Genomic DNA, 14,070 nt, shown 5'->3' with positions numbered 1-14,070 from the left:
GGTGGCGTGGTGCTGGGCCTGCCGGGCGCAGTGCTCGCGATCCACAACGCCCACAACTCCGGCAGCGAGCGTGATCTCACGGCGGACGTCGGCCGGACGCCTACCCTGCACACAAAGATCGACAGCGCCGAGGCGGCCGACCGAGAGGTGGCGCGCGGCGCGGGCGCGGGGAGGATCCCATGAGCACCGTAGACATCGTCCTGGCGGGCGCGCGCGGCCACGGCCGCTGGCACCTGGAGAACATCCGCAGGCTGCAGGACAAGGGGATCGTACGACTGGCGGGGATCTGCGAGCTGACCCCGCTGAGCGGCGACGAGATCCCCGACGGCCTGGGCACGCCCGAGCAGTCCGGCGACTTCGGCGCGCTCCTCGACTCGACCGGCGCCCGGGTCGCGGTGATCTGCACCCCGATCCCGACCCACACGGACCTGGCGCTCGCGGCGGCCCGGCGGGGCGTGCACATCCTGCTCGAGAAGCCCCCCGCCCCGTCGTACGCCGAGTTCCGCCGCATGGCCGACGGGGTCGCCGCGGCCGGGGTCGCCTGCCAGATCGGCTTCCAGTCGCTGGGCTCGCACGCCGTGCCCGCGATCCGTGAGCTGGTCCAGGAGGGCGCGATCGGCGAGGTGACCGGGATCGGCGGCGCCGGTGCCTGGGCACGCGCCGAGGCGTACTACCGGCGCGCGCCCTGGGCGGGCAAGCGGCGGATGAACGGCGTCGACGTGATCGACGGCGTGCTGACCAACCCCCTCGCGCACGCCGTCGCCACCGCGCTCGCCCTGAACGGCAGCACCCGCGCCGAGGACGTCACCCGGATCGAGACCGAGCTGCTGCGCGCCAACGACATCGAGTCCGACGACACCTCCTGCGTCCGCGTCACCACCGCGAACGGCCTCAAGGTCACCGTCGCCGCCACCCTGTGCGCCGAGGACCCCGACGAGCCGTACGTCGTCGTGCACGGCGACCGCGGCCGGATCACCTACTGGTACAAGCAGGACCGCGTGCTGCTCCAGCGGGCCGGGCACGGCCCCGAGGAGTACGAGTACGGCCGCACCGACCTGCTGGAGAACCTGGTCGACCACGTGACCGACGGCGACGACCTGCTCGTGGTGCCGGAGGTGACGGGCGCCTTCATGAAGGTCGTCGAGGCGATCCGGACGGCCCCGGACCCGACCCCGTTCCCGGCCACGGCCTGGCACCTGCTCCCGGACGAGGAGCGCCGTGTCGTTCCCGGCATCGACGGACTCGTCGCGGCCGCCGCCGACAACCTCGCCCTCTACTCCGAGCTGGGCGCCGACTGGGCCCGGCCACATGTCGTGAACGAGGTGAGCACATGACGACCCCCGATTCCCCGGTCCTGCGTGTCGCGGGCCGCCCGGTCGGCCGCTACGTCACCCGGCCCGAGCTGCCCGCCCGGCTCTCCCCGCGCCCCTATCTGCACCCCGTCACCACCCTGGCCGGCACGGCGGTCACCGAACTCAGCCCCACCGACCACATCCACCACCTCGGCGTCGGTGTCGCCGTTCCCGACGTCGAGGGGCACAACTTCTGGGGCGGACGCACCTACGTCCGCGACCAGGGCCCGACCGAGCTCGACAACCACGGCGCCCAGCGCCACACCTCCTTCCAGCTCCGGGACCCCGACGGCTTCGTGGAGGAGCTGCGCTGGATCGCCTCGGGCGCCGAGCTGCTGCGCGAGCGCCGTACCGTCGCGGCCACCGAACTGACCGGCTCCGCCTGGGCGTTGGACTTCACCTTCTCCCTCACCAACGTCACCCGGGACCCCCTGTCGATCGGCAGCCCGGCGACCAACGGCCGCCCGGGCGCGGCCTACGGCGGCTTCTTCTGGCGGGCCCGGAAGGAAGAGGCGGCGCCGGACGTCTTCACCGTCGACCGTGAGGGCGAGGCCGCGATCCACGGCACCCGCGCCGACTGGGTCGCCCTCACCGGCGCCACCTGGACGCTCGTCTTCGCCGGGGCCACCGACCGGACCCGCCGCGACCCCTGGTTCGTGCGCGCCGACGAATACCCGGGCGTGGGCTCCTCGCTCGCCCACGATTCCAGGCTGCCGATCCCGCCCGGCGAGACCGTCGTACGCAGGATCGTCACCGTCGTCGCCGACGGCCGCCTGCCCCGGCTCGAAGCGGCGGCCCTGGTACGGAAGGCGGTCAGCCAGTGACCCCCACGGACCCCGACCTGCCGCTGACGTACACCAACCCGGTCCTGAACGCCGACTGGTCCGACCCCGACGTCATCCGCGTCGGCGACGACTTCTACCTCACCGCCTCCAGCTTCGGCCGCGTCCCCGGCCTGCCGCTGCTGCACTCTCGCGACCTCGTCAACTGGACCCTGATCGGCCACGCCCTCGAACGACTGGAACCCGCGGGGGAGTTCACCAAGCCCCGGCACGACTGCGGGGTCTGGGCGCCTTCCCTCCGCTACCACGACGAACGGTTCTGGATCTTCTGGGGCGACCCCGACCAGGGCATCTTCCAGGTCAACGCGCCCGGGATCAGGGGTCCTTGGACCCGCCCGCACCTCGTCAAGTCGGGCAAGGGCCTCATCGACCCCTGCCCGCTGTGGGACGAGGAGACCGGCGAGGCCTACCTCGTGCATGCCTGGGCCAGGTCCCGCTCCGGCGTCAAGAACCGACTCACCGGCCACCGGATGGACCTCGACGGCCGTGAACTCCTCGACGAGGGCAAGGTGATCGTCGACGGCGACCGGATTCCCGGCTGGTTCACCCTGGAAGGCCCCAAGCTCTACCGGCACGACGGTTGGTTCTGGATTTTCGCCCCTGCCGGGGGAGTGGAGACCGGCTGGCAGGGCGCCTTCCGCTCGCGCGGCTTCTTCGGGCCGTACGAGGAGAAGGTCGTCCTGGAGCAGAAGGACACCGACGTCAACGGGCCGCACCAGGGCGGCTGGGTGCGCACCCCGTCCGGCCAGGACTGGTTCCTGCACTTCCAGCACCGGGGCGCCTACGGCAGGGTCGTCCACCTCCAGCCGATGCGCTGGGGCGATGGGGGCACCTCCCGCTCGAGCGAAGCCGAGAGTGGGGGAGGCTGGCCGGTGCTCGGTGACGAGGGCGCCCCCGTCGCCGTACACGAGAAGCCGGATCTGCCGCCGCAGCCGGACGCGGCGCCCGCCACCGACGACGACTTCCCCGGCGGACGCTTCGGCCGCCAGTGGCAGTGGACCGCGAACCCGCAGCCCGGCTGGGCCACCCACCACTCCGGTGACGGGCTGCGGCTCACCTGTGTCCGCTCGGCCGACGCGCACGACCTGCGCAAACTGCCGAACATCCTCACCCAGCGGCTGCCCGGCACCCCGTCGGCGATCGAGGTGGAACTGCGCCTGCACAGCGAGGAACCCGGCGCACGGGCCGGTCTCGCCGTCCTCGGAGACGCCTTCAGCTGGATCGGACTCCAGCGGGGGGCCGACGGGAGCGTCCATCTCGTGCACCGGTTCGCCGAGGGCGTCGCCGAGCAGGAACGGGACGCCGACCATCCGCGCCTCGCCCTCGCCGACAAGGCGCGACTGCGGATCGAGATCGGCGCCGGCGCCCGCTGCCGGTTCTTCTACGACCTCGGTGACGGCCCGCGCCCCTCCGGACCCGTGTTCGCCGCCACCCCCTGGCGCTGGGTCGGAGCCCTGCTCGGACTGTTCGCCCTCGCGCCCGTCGGAGGAGGACACGCCGGCGCGGCAACCTTCTCGCACTTCAGGATCGACCACCTGTAACGCACCGAACCCGTAAGCCTGTTGGGAGCCGCAATGACGCAGCACCTTGATAGCAAGCGCTTGCAGAGACCGGGATACGGCACGGTCCTGGCCGCTGTCCTCGGCCTGGTGGCCGCGCTGAGCCTCGGGGTGATCGGGCAGGCCAAGGCCGTCGCCGCCGAGAAAGCCCCGGCCGACCGCTGGAGCGACCGGGCCCACGGCTTTGCCTCCCTGGCCGGCGGCACCACCGGAGGGGCCGGCGGCAAGGTCGTCACCGTCACCGACCAGGCCTCGCTGGCGAGGTACGCGGCGGCCGAGGAGCCGTACGTCATACGGGTCCCGGGTGCGATAGCCGTCGAACCCTTCGGCTCGGACATCGTGGTCGGCTCGAACAAGACGATCATCGGCGTCGGCGACACCGGCGAGATCGTCCACGGCGAGCTGCACCTGAACCCCGGCACACACAACGTGATCATCCGCAACCTGACGATCCGCGACTCGTACGTCGAGGGCGACTGGGACGGCAAGACGACCGACTTCGACGCGATCCAGATGGACACGGTCGACCACGTCTGGATCGACCACAACCGCTTCACGCACATGGGCGACGGGCTGCTCGACATCCGCAAGGACAGCCGGTACATCACCGTCTCCTACAACCAGTTCACGAACCACAACAAGGCGTTCGGGATCGGCTGGACCACCAACGTCCTCACCGAGATGACGATCGACCACAACTGGTTCTACGGCACCAAGCAGCGCAACCCCTCGGCGGACAACCTCGCCTACGCCCACCTGTACAACAACTACCTGTCCTCGCAGGTCGCCGACGGTGACCCGGTGTGGACGTACGGGAACTGGGCGCGCGGCAAGACGAAGATGGTCATCGAGAACAGCTACTACGACGGTGTCCAGCATCCCTACCAGGCCGACGCCACCGCGGAGTTGGTGCAGCGCGGGTCGATCCTGAAGAACACGAGCGGGCGAACGGACGCGTGGGGTACGGCATTCGACCCGCGGTCCTTCTACGACTACCGGCTGGACCCGGCCGCCGCAGTGCCCTCGCTGGTGTCGAGGTTCTCCGGACCACAGAAGCGGATCGGCGTGACCCTGCACGTCCCCGGCGACTACCCGAGCGTGCAGGCCGCCGTGGACGCCGTGCCCGACCAGAACGCCGAGCCGGTGACGATCGCCGTCGCACCGGGCACCTACCGGGCCAAGGTGTACATCCCGGCGACCAAGCCGAACATCGTGCTCCAGGGGACTGGACACGACCGGTCCGACACCGTCATCGTCTATGACACCCCCGCCGAGTACGGCGGTTCGACGGGCAGCGCGACGGTCCGGATCGCCGCGAACGACGTCACCGCCCGCCACCTCACCTTCAGCAACGACTTCGACGAGGCCGCGGTCGAGCTGAAGGGCGAGCAGGCCCTCGCGATGAAGACGACCGGCGACCGGATCGTCTTCGAGGACACCGCCTTCCTGGGCAACCAGGACACCCTGATGACCGACAGTCCCAAGCTGGACGTGATCAGCCGGGTCTACCTCCGCGACTCGTACATCGAGGGCGATGTCGACTTCGTCTACGGCCGGGCGACGACGGTGATCGAGCGGTCCGTGATCCGGGCGCTGAGCCGGGGCTCGGACTCCAACAACGGCTACATCACCGCCGCTTCGACCTGGACGGGCAACCCGTACGGGTTCCTGATCACCCGCTCGAAGGTGGTGAGCGACGCCCCGGACCGGACCTTCCACCTTGGGCGGCCGTGGCACCCGGGCGGTGAACCCGCCGCCGTGGCACAGGTGTTGATCCGCGAGACCGAACTGCCGGCCGCGGTGAAGACCTCGCCGTGGACCGACATGAGCGGCTTCTCGTGGAAGGACGCGCGGTTCGCCGAGTACCGCAATTCCGGCCCCGGCGCGGCCCCGAGCGCCGACCGGCCGCAGCTCGCCGCCGCCGACGCGAGGACGTACACCGTCGCGAACTACCTCAAGGGCACGGACGGCTGGGCCCCGCAGGCCCGCCACTGACGTCCCCCCGCCACCGACTTCCCCCCACAACGTCACATCTCCGCTGGAATCAGAAGAAGAAGAGAGCCGATCAATGAAGATCAGTATCCGCAGAAGCAGGCGCGCTGCCATAGCCGTCGCCCTCGGGTCCGTCCTGGCGCTGACCGCCACCGCCTGCGGTGACGACGGCAGCGGAGCCGGCGGTGACAAGGGCGACGAGGGCAGCGGCAAGGGCAAGATCGTCTTCTGGGACAACAACGGCGGTGTCCGCACCGACATCTGGAAGGAGGTCATCGCCGACTTCCAGAAGGCCAACCCCGACATCAAGGTCGAGTACGTCGGCATCGCGTCCACCGAGTACCAGTCCAAGGTCGACACCGCCATCCAGGGCGGCGGCCTGCCGGACGTCGGCGGTGTCGGCGCGGCCATGCTCGCCGGGTTCTCCGCGCAGAAGGCGCTGGAGCCGCTGGACGACCGGCTCTCCAAGTCCTCCCTGAACGGCAAGCTCAACGAGGACATGGTCGGCGTCCTGAAGGCCTCAGGGGGCGGGGACGGGACCCTGTACTCGATCCCGACCTCCGCCAACAACGGCGTGCTGTACTACCGGACCGACCTGTTCAAGAAGGCCGGCCTCGACGAGCCGACCACCTGGGACAAGTTCTACGAGGCCGCGGACAAGCTCACCGACGCCAAGAAGAACGAGTTCGGCTACACCATCCGCGGCGGCGCCGGGTCCATCGCCCAGGCCCTGGACGCGATGTACGGGCAGAGCGGGATCACCTCGTTCTGGAACGGTGACAAGACCACCGTCAACGACCCGAAGAACGTGGCGGCGCTGGAGAAGTACGCGGCGCTGTACAAGAAGGTCACTCCGGCGGCCGACCTCAACAACGACTTCACCAAGATGGTCGCCCAGTGGGACTCCGGCACCATCGGGATGCTGAACCACAACCTGGGGTCGTACCAGGACCATGTGAAGGCGCTCGGGGTCGGCAAGTTCCGGGGCATTCCGCAGCCGATCGGCTCCACCGGCAAGCGGGTGCAGGTGTCCAACCCCGTCGACGGGCTCGGGGTGTTCAAGAGCTCCAAGAACAAGGAAGCGGCCTGGAAGTTCATCGAGTTCGCGACCTCGCACGCGGAGAACTCGAAGTTCAACAAGTCCGCCGGGCAGGTGCCGTCGAACAACGACGCCGCCAAGGACGCCTGGATCTCCGAGGCCGAGCCCACGAAGCTGGCCGCCGCCGCGCTGACCGACGGTTCCACGACCATCGTCCAGCTGCCGTACTACCTGCCCGACTGGAACACCATCTCCAAGGCCGACAACGAGCCGAACTTCCAGAAGGTGCTGCTGGGTGACATGAGCGCCAAGGACTTCCTGGACACCATGGCCGACCAGTTGAACAAGGCTCAGGCCGAGTGGAAGGAACAGAACGGCTAGGAACTCGGGTGTCTTCGGTTGTGGGGAGCTGCCGACCGGTTGGGGCCGGTCGCGCAGTTCCCCGCGCCCCAGCGGTCAGAAAGGTGCACCTGAAATGTCACTCACTCGTAGACAAGTCACCACTGCTGCTCTCTCCGCCGTCCCGCTCGCTCTCGCGGCGAACGGGGTCGCCCAAGCTTCTCCCAGGAGGTCCCGCACGCTGTACATCGCCGGCGACTCCACCGCCGCCCAGAAATACTCCGACGCCGCGCCCGAGACCGGGTGGGGCATGGCGCTGCCCTTCTTCCTGCACAAGGATCTCCGGGTCGCCAATCACGCGGTGAACGGGCGGAGTTCGAAGTCCTTCGTGGACGAGGGACGGCTCGATGTCATCCTCGGCGCCATTCGGCCGGGCGACTTCCTGCTGATCCAGTTCGGCCACAACGACGAGAAGACCGCGGACCCGGCCCGCTACACCGAACCCTGGACGACGTACCAGGACTATCTGCGCCTGTACATCGACGGTGCCCGCGCCCGTGGCGCCCGGCCCGTGCTGCTCACCTCGGTCGAGCGGCGGAAGTTCGACGCCACCGGCAACGCCGTGCCGACCCACGGCGACTATCCGGCGGCGATGCGGGCGCTCGCCACCGAGGAGGGCGTCGCACTGCTCGACATCCAGGCCCTGTCGCTCGCCCTGTGGCAGCGGCTCGGGGTCGAGGAGACCAAGAAGTACTTCAACTGGACCGCGACCGAGCAGGACAACACGCACTTCAATCCGCCCGGCGCCATCGCGGTGGCGCGTCTGGTCGCGCGTGAACTGCTGCGGCACCGAGTACTGGCGCCCCGGGACGTGCGCCGGCTCGACGCCGAGATCCCCGAGTCGTGGATCACCTGGCCGTCTCCGGCCGCTGCCTGACCACTCCTTCTTCGCAGTCGAAAGAGAGCCGCACAATGAACGCACAGACATGGCATGGGCATGTCATGACAAAGGCGATGGCCGTGGCAGGCTGCGCCGCCCTGGTCCTCGCGGTCACCGGCACCACCGCCCAGGCCAAGGGCCACGACGCCGCCCGCGACACTCTCGCCACCGGTGACGGCTGGGCCTCCGACGGCACCGGCACCACCGGAGGCGCCGCCGCCGACGCCGCCCACGTGTACACCGTCACCGACTGGGCCGGCTTCAAGGCCGCCCTCGCCGCGGGCGGCACCGCACCGAAGATCATCAAGGTGAAGGGGACCATCGACGCCGTCTCCGAGGGCTGTGACTCCCTCGCCGCGCCCGGGTACGACTTCGACGCCTACCTCGCGAAGTACTCGCCCGAGGCCTGGGGCCTGGACACCGACCTGAGCGCCGAGCCCGACGACAGCCCCGAGGGCCTGCGCCGCGTCTCGGCCGCCAACCAGGACCAGACCATCAAGGCGAACGTGCCCGCCAACACCACGATCATCGGCGTCGGCAAGAACGCCGGGTTCAAGGGCGCGAGCCTGCAGATCAAGGCCGTCGACAACGTCATCGTCCGCAACCTCACCTTCGAGAGCCCCATCGACTGCTTCCCGCAGTGGGACCCCACCGACGGCGACAAGGGCAACTGGAACTCCGAGTACGACACCGCCGTCGTCTACGGCTCCACCCATGTGTGGCTGGACCACAACACCTTCACCGACGGCAGCCACCCCGACAGCGCCGCGCCCACCTACTTCGGGATGCTCTACCAGCAGCACGACGGCGAGCTGGACATCGTCCGGGGCGCGAACTACGTCACCGCCTCCTGGAACGTCTTCACCGAGCACGACAAGACGATCCTGATCGGCAACAGCGACAGCGAGTCCACGGCGGCCGGGGACCGGGGCAAGCTCAAGGTCACCTTCCACCACAACCTGTTCTCCGACCTCGTCGAGCGCGCACCCCGCGTGCGCTTCGGCCAGGTCGACTCCTACAACAACCACTTCGTGGCCAACGCCGACTACGCCTACAGCTTCGGCATCGGCAAGGAGTCCCACCTCGTCGCCGAGCACAACGCGTTCACGCTGCCGGAGAGCGTCAACCCGGCCAAGGTGCTCAAGCGCTGGAACGTCTCTCCGCTCACCGCCACCGACAACTACGTCAACGGCAAGCCCACCGACCTGATCGCCGTCCACAACGCCGGGATCCCCGCCGAGACCCTGGAGTCCGGCGCGGGCTGGACGCCGACCCTGCGCACGAAGATCGACCCGGCCAAGAAGGTACCGGGGATCGTCGACCGCGGCGCGGGCGCCGGGCACATCTGCTGACACCACCCCCCTGACCGGCCGGGGCGGAATCCAGCGGCCGCCCCGGCCACCCACCTCACCCCCCACGCGAGGCACCCCACACCCCTGAGCCGCATGTCCAAGGAGCACCCGCATGCCCTCGCACGACACCCGACTCCCCCTGTCCAGAAGGGGGTTCCTGCTCGCGAGCACCGGAGCGGCGGCCGCTCTCGCCCTCGCACCGGCCCCCGCGCACGCCGGCGCCCGGCGCCCGTTCGGCCGCTTCGGATCACCCACCGCCCGGCTCACCCCGCAGACCCTCTACGTCGACCCGAAGGGCCGCGGCGACCACACCACCGTCAAGGACGCCGTCACCGCGGCCACCGGCAGCGGCTGGACACTGGTCCTCGCCCCGGGCACCTACCGGGAGACCGTCGCCGTCGACGTCACCCGCACCGAGGCGACCTGGATCGGCGCCTCCGAGGACCCCCGGGACGTCGTGATCGTGTACGACAACGCGGCCGGCACCCCCAAGCCCGGCGGCGGCACCTACGGCACCACCGGATCCGCCACCACCACGGTCCAGGCCGACGGCTTCACCGCCCGCTGGATCACCTTCGCCAACGACTGGCTGCGCGCCGACCACCCCGGCATCACCGGCACCCAGGCCGTCGCCATCAAGGTCCAGGGCGACCGCTCCGCCTTCCACCACTGCCGCTTCCTCGGCCACCAGGACACCCTCTACGCCGACTCGATCGCCCTGACCTCCTTCGCCCGCCAGTACTTCTCGCACTGCTACGCCGAGGGAGACGTCGACTTCGTCTTCGGGCGGGCCACGGCCGTCTACGAGCACTGCCACTTCCGGACCCTGAACCGGACCGACCTGGCCGCGGCGCCGTACGGCTTCGTCTTCGCGCCCTCCACGGCGGGCGCCAACCCGCGCGGGTACCTCGTCACCAGGAGCCGGGTCGGCAGCGAGGCCCCCGACAGCTTCTACAAGCTGGCCCGCCCGTGGGTGCCCAGCTCCGACACCACCGCGCGGCCCTCGCTCGTGGTCCGGGACACCTGGCTGGGCCCCGGCATCGACGCGGCCGCCCCCTACACCAACATGTCGGACGCCTTCCCCTGGCAGAACCAGCGCTTCGCGGAGTACCGCAACACCGGCCCCGGCGCCCGGATCACCGTCCCGGAGAACCGGCCCCAACTCACCCGCGAGAAGGCGGAGTCGGCGACCCGGGAGGCCTACCTCGGCGACTGGAAGCCATGGAAGGAGGCGTGCTGAGATGCGCAGACGGACCTTCATGGCCGCCGGTGCCGGACTCGCCCTCGCGGCCGCCGCCCCGGCCCACGCCGGTACCCCCCGAGTCCTCCACGTCCGCCCCGGCGACTCCGTCCAGGCCGCCGTCGACGCGGTCACCGGCCCCGGCTGGACGATCGTCGTGCACCCGGGCACCTATCGCGAGGTCGTCAACGTCCCTGCCGACAAGGCGGAGTTGACCGTACGCGGCGCCGTCCCCGACCCCCGCGCCGCCGTCATCGTCTACGACAACGCCAATGGCACCCAGAAGCCCGACGGTTCCGGCACCTACGGCACCGCGGGCTCCGCCACCTTCACCTCCGCGGCCCCCGGCCTCACCGTCCGCGACCTCACCCTCGCCAACGACTGGCTGCGCGCCGACCATCCCGACATCACCGGCACCCAGGCTGTCGCCGCCTACACCTACGGCGACCGCACCCACTTCGACAACGTCCGGCTCCTGGCCCACCAGGACACCCTCTTCGTCGAGACGACCGCGCTCGCCTCCTTCGACCGGCAGTACTTCCGCCACTGCTACATCGAGGGGGACGTGGACTTCGTCTTCGGCCGGGCCACCGCCGTCTTCGAGGAGTGCCACTTCCACACCCTCCAGCGGGACGTCGGCTTCACCCCCAAGGGCATGGTCTTCGCCCCCTCCACGGCCCGCGCCAACCCGCACGGCATCCTCGCCGTCCGCTCCCGCATCACCTCCGGCGCCGAGGACGGGGCGTACAAACTGGCACGGCCCTGGGTGCCGTCGTACGAGACGACCGCCTGGCCGTCCCTCGTCGTGCGGAACTCCCGGATCGGGCCCGGGATCGACCCGGTCGCGCCCTACACCAACATGCGCGAGGCCTACCCCTGGCAGACCATGCGCTTCCGGGAGTACGCCAACTCCGGTCCAGGAGCGGTGATCTCCGTCCCCGACAACCGGCCCCAGCTGACCGCCGAGGAGGCCGCCGCGCACACCCGGCGCACCTATCTCGGGGACTGGAGGCCCTATGAGCGCCGGTGACCCGCTGGGGCGGCGGGCGTTCGTGGTGGGCGCCGGAGCTGCCGTGCTGGCCGGGGGAGCGGTGAGCCCCGCGGAGGCCGGGGTCGTGGACGGCCCGCTGCCCGACTTCCACCCGGCACTCAAGGCCGAGCTGACCTTCCCGCTGGCCTGGGGGACGTCGCCCGTCCGCGATTTCGGGGTGTGGCGTCGGAAAGCCAGGGCCGTGGTCGATGAGCACCTCCTCGTCGACCGCCAGGACGGGACGCCGTACGCCCCCGAGTTCACCGACCGGTCACCGTCCGACGGCTACACACGAGAGTTGGTCACCCTCTCCCTCACCCACCACGAACGGGTCCGCGCCGCCCTGCTCACCCCGCACGGCCCCGGTCCGTTCCCCGCCGTGCTGCTGCTCCACGACCACGGGGCGAAGTTCGACATCGGCAAGGAGAAGCTGGTCCGGCCCTGGTACGACGACACCCGGCTCGCCTCCGCGCAGTCCTGGGCCGACAAGTACTTCAGCGGCCGGTTCGTCGGCGACGAGCTGGCCCGGCGCGGCTATGTCGTCCTGTGCGCGGACGCGCTCGGCTGGGGCGACCGCGGACCCGTCACCTACGACCAACAGCAGGCCCTGGCCAGCAACTTCTTCAACCTCGGCTCCTCGCTCGCCGGGCTCATGGCCCGCGAGGACGCCCGCGCCGCCGGGTTCCTGGCCGGCCTGAAGAGGGTGGACGCCAGAAGGGTCGCGGCCGTCGGCTTCTCCATGGGCGCCTACCGCGCCTGGCAGACCGCCGCGCTGACCGACGCCGTCACGGCCACGGCAGCCGTCTGCTGGATGACCGGCCTCAAGGAAATGATGGTGCCCGGCAACAACACCCTGCGCGGGCAGTCCAGTTACTACATGCTCCATCCGGGGCTGCCCCGGTTCCTCGACTTCCCCGACGTGGCGAGCATCGCCGCCCCCAGGCCGATGCTCTTCTTCAACGGCGGGCTGGACCCGCTGTTCCCCGCCGACGGCGTACAGGTCGCGCACGACAAGCTGCGCGCCGTCTGGCACTCCCGCCGCGCCGAGGAGCGGTTGCACCTGAAGACCTGGCCCGACCTCGGCCATGTCTTCGTCGACCGCATGCAGGACGAGGTCTTCGGCTGGCTCGACGTCGTCCTGTGAACCATCCCCCCCCACCCGCACGAGAAGGGACCCGCACTCCATGTCTCGTCGTACCGCTCTCACCGTTCTGTCGGCCCTGTCCCTGGGCGTCGGCCTCGCCGTCCTCCCCACCCAGGCGCAGGCCGCGACCGTGGTCGTCAGCAACTCGACCGATCTGTCCAACGCCGTCAAGAACGCCACCGCCGGCACCGTGATCCAGGTCCGCGGCGGCACCTACTACCCGACGGCCACCCTCCAGTCCACGGCCAACGGCAGCTCCTCCGCGCCGGTCACGCTCACCGCGTACGGCTCGGAGACCGTGAAGATCGACGGCTCGTCGCTGCCCGCCGGCGACTGGATCTTCAAGCTGACCGCCGACTACTGGAACGTCTCCAACATCACCTTCCAGAACTCCCCGGACAGCGCGGTCGTCTGCCAGTCCTGCACCGGGACGGTCTGGAACAACATCAAGACCATCAACGGCGGCGACTCCGGCTTCACGCTCACCGGAGACGGGACCGTCAACAACACCGTCAAGAACATCGACTCCTACGGCAACTACGACGCCGCCAACCACGGTGAGAACGCCGACGGCATCGCCGTGAAGTTCGGCTCCGGCACCGGCAACCTCATCACCGGCGCCCGCCTCTACAACAACTCGGACGACGGGATCGACTTCTGGTCCTTCTCCTCGCCCGTCACCGTCGAGCACACCTGGTCCATGGGCAACGGCGTCAACCGCTGGTCCGACTCCGCCTTCGCGGGCGACGGCAACGGCTACAAGCTGGGCGGTGACGGCGAGGTCGTCGCGCACGTCATCAACAACTCCGCGGCCTGGGGCAACGCCGGCAACGGGTTCACCGAGAACTCCAACACCGGCGCGATCGTCATCAACCGCACCACCGCCTACGCCAACAGCAAGTGGGGCTACTACTTCGCCACCAGCTCCGCCAAGCTCGGCAAGAACCTCGCGGTGAGCAATGGCGGCGGCTCGGTCAGCAAGGGCTCCAAGGTCTCCTCGTCCGGCAACAACTGGGACAGCGGGATCAGCACCCCCGCCTTCAAGTCGACGGACGCCTCGACGACGTACAACGCCCGCAGCTCCAGCGGCACCCTGCCCTCCACCACGTTCCTGACGACGGGCAGCACCACCATCGGCGCCACCATGAACTGACGCCTCGGAAACCCCGGCTCAGGGCGCTTGACCCGTTTTTTACCGGGCGGGTCTCGCGCCCGACATGGTGACGCGCGTAGAACCTCTG

At 70.0% G+C, this 14,070-nt stretch carries 11 protein-coding genes and 1 pseudogene; all 12 read left to right on the top strand.

What is annotated here, in order from left to right; translation table 11 throughout:
* Window positions 1-30 precede the first annotated feature (30 nt).
* Window positions 31-183, top strand: a pseudogene (locus tag ACFVYN_RS22160) (pectate lyase); the annotation flags it as partial.
* Window positions 180-1,334 carry a Gfo/Idh/MocA family protein gene (locus tag ACFVYN_RS22155; protein WP_390001098.1) on the top strand — a complete coding sequence of 385 codons (1,155 nt, stop codon included), beginning with the start codon at window positions 180-182 and terminating at the stop codon, window positions 1,332-1,334. The pseudogene ACFVYN_RS22160 and the gene ACFVYN_RS22155, both read left to right, overlap by 4 nt.
* Window positions 1,331-2,176 (top strand): PmoA family protein, encoded by an 846-nt coding sequence (locus ACFVYN_RS22150; RefSeq protein ID WP_390001097.1) that lies wholly within the window; start codon window positions 1,331-1,333, stop codon window positions 2,174-2,176. The genes ACFVYN_RS22155 and ACFVYN_RS22150 overlap by 4 nt, the downstream gene beginning before the upstream one ends.
* Before the next feature lie 23 nt (window positions 2,177-2,199).
* Window positions 2,200-3,735 (top strand): family 43 glycosylhydrolase, encoded by a 1,536-nt coding sequence (locus tag ACFVYN_RS22145; RefSeq protein WP_390001151.1) that lies wholly within the window; start codon window positions 2,200-2,202, stop codon window positions 3,733-3,735.
* A gap of 33 nt (window positions 3,736-3,768) precedes the next feature.
* Window positions 3,769-5,748, top strand: a complete 1,980-nt coding sequence (locus tag ACFVYN_RS22140) for a pectinesterase family protein (protein ID WP_390001095.1) — start codon at window positions 3,769-3,771, stop codon at window positions 5,746-5,748.
* 73 nt (window positions 5,749-5,821) lie between these two features.
* Window positions 5,822-7,165, top strand: coding sequence for an ABC transporter substrate-binding protein (locus ACFVYN_RS22135; protein ID WP_390001093.1), 1,344 nt, complete (start codon window positions 5,822-5,824; stop codon window positions 7,163-7,165).
* A gap of 94 nt (window positions 7,166-7,259) precedes the next feature.
* Window positions 7,260-8,060, top strand: a complete 801-nt coding sequence (locus ACFVYN_RS22130) for a rhamnogalacturonan acetylesterase (RefSeq protein ID WP_390001092.1) — start codon at window positions 7,260-7,262, stop codon at window positions 8,058-8,060.
* Window positions 8,061-8,095: 35 nt separating this feature from the next.
* The gene (locus ACFVYN_RS22125; protein ID WP_390001090.1) at window positions 8,096-9,415 is read left to right on the top strand and encodes a polysaccharide lyase family 1 protein; all 1,320 of its coding nucleotides are present in this window, start codon (window positions 8,096-8,098) and stop codon (window positions 9,413-9,415) included.
* Between the two features lie 112 nt (window positions 9,416-9,527).
* On the top strand, window positions 9,528-10,655 hold the full coding sequence (locus tag ACFVYN_RS22120; protein WP_390001089.1) for a pectinesterase family protein: 1,128 nt from the start codon (window positions 9,528-9,530) through the stop codon (window positions 10,653-10,655).
* Window position 10,656: 1 nt separating this feature from the next.
* The gene (locus ACFVYN_RS22115) at window positions 10,657-11,685 is read left to right on the top strand and encodes a pectinesterase family protein (protein ID WP_390001087.1); all 1,029 of its coding nucleotides are present in this window, start codon (window positions 10,657-10,659) and stop codon (window positions 11,683-11,685) included.
* Window positions 11,672-12,829, top strand: coding sequence for a dienelactone hydrolase family protein (locus ACFVYN_RS22110; RefSeq protein WP_390001086.1), 1,158 nt, complete (start codon window positions 11,672-11,674; stop codon window positions 12,827-12,829). The genes ACFVYN_RS22115 and ACFVYN_RS22110 overlap by 14 nt, the downstream gene beginning before the upstream one ends.
* A 40-nt stretch (window positions 12,830-12,869) precedes the next feature.
* Window positions 12,870-13,982 carry a chondroitinase-B domain-containing protein gene (locus tag ACFVYN_RS22105; RefSeq protein WP_390001084.1) on the top strand — a complete coding sequence of 371 codons (1,113 nt, stop codon included), beginning with the start codon at window positions 12,870-12,872 and terminating at the stop codon, window positions 13,980-13,982.
* The last annotated feature ends 88 nt before the right edge of the window (window positions 13,983-14,070 follow it).

Source organism: Streptomyces sp. NPDC058307 (assembly GCF_042880295.1).
Classification (GTDB): Bacteria; Actinomycetota; Actinomycetes; order Streptomycetales; family Streptomycetaceae; genus Streptomyces.
Note: the sequence above shows the minus strand (reverse complement) of the source record. Positions and strands in the feature narration are given on the sequence as shown.

Bases quoted from the DNA above. Each gene is read 5' to 3' on its own strand.
- ACFVYN_RS22130 (WP_390001092.1), top strand. From the start codon at position 7,260: ATGTCACTCACTCGTAGACAAGTCACCACTGCTGCTCTCTCCGCCGTC.
- ACFVYN_RS22150 (WP_390001097.1), top strand. From the start codon at position 1,331: ATGACGACCCCCGATTCCCCGGTCCTGCGTGTCGCGGGCCGCCCGGTC.
- ACFVYN_RS22120 (WP_390001089.1), top strand. From the start codon at position 9,528: ATGCCCTCGCACGACACCCGACTCCCCCTGTCCAGAAGGGGGTTCCTG.
- ACFVYN_RS22140 (WP_390001095.1), top strand. From the start codon at position 3,769: ATGACGCAGCACCTTGATAGCAAGCGCTTGCAGAGACCGGGATACGGC.
- ACFVYN_RS22135 (WP_390001093.1), top strand. From the start codon at position 5,822: ATGAAGATCAGTATCCGCAGAAGCAGGCGCGCTGCCATAGCCGTCGCC.
- ACFVYN_RS22125 (WP_390001090.1), top strand. From the start codon at position 8,096: ATGAACGCACAGACATGGCATGGGCATGTCATGACAAAGGCGATGGCC.
- ACFVYN_RS22115 (WP_390001087.1), top strand. From the start codon at position 10,657: ATGCGCAGACGGACCTTCATGGCCGCCGGTGCCGGACTCGCCCTCGCG.
- ACFVYN_RS22105 (WP_390001084.1), top strand. From the start codon at position 12,870: ATGTCTCGTCGTACCGCTCTCACCGTTCTGTCGGCCCTGTCCCTGGGC.
- ACFVYN_RS22110 (WP_390001086.1), top strand. From the start codon at position 11,672: ATGAGCGCCGGTGACCCGCTGGGGCGGCGGGCGTTCGTGGTGGGCGCC.
- ACFVYN_RS22155 (WP_390001098.1), top strand. From the start codon at position 180: ATGAGCACCGTAGACATCGTCCTGGCGGGCGCGCGCGGCCACGGCCGC.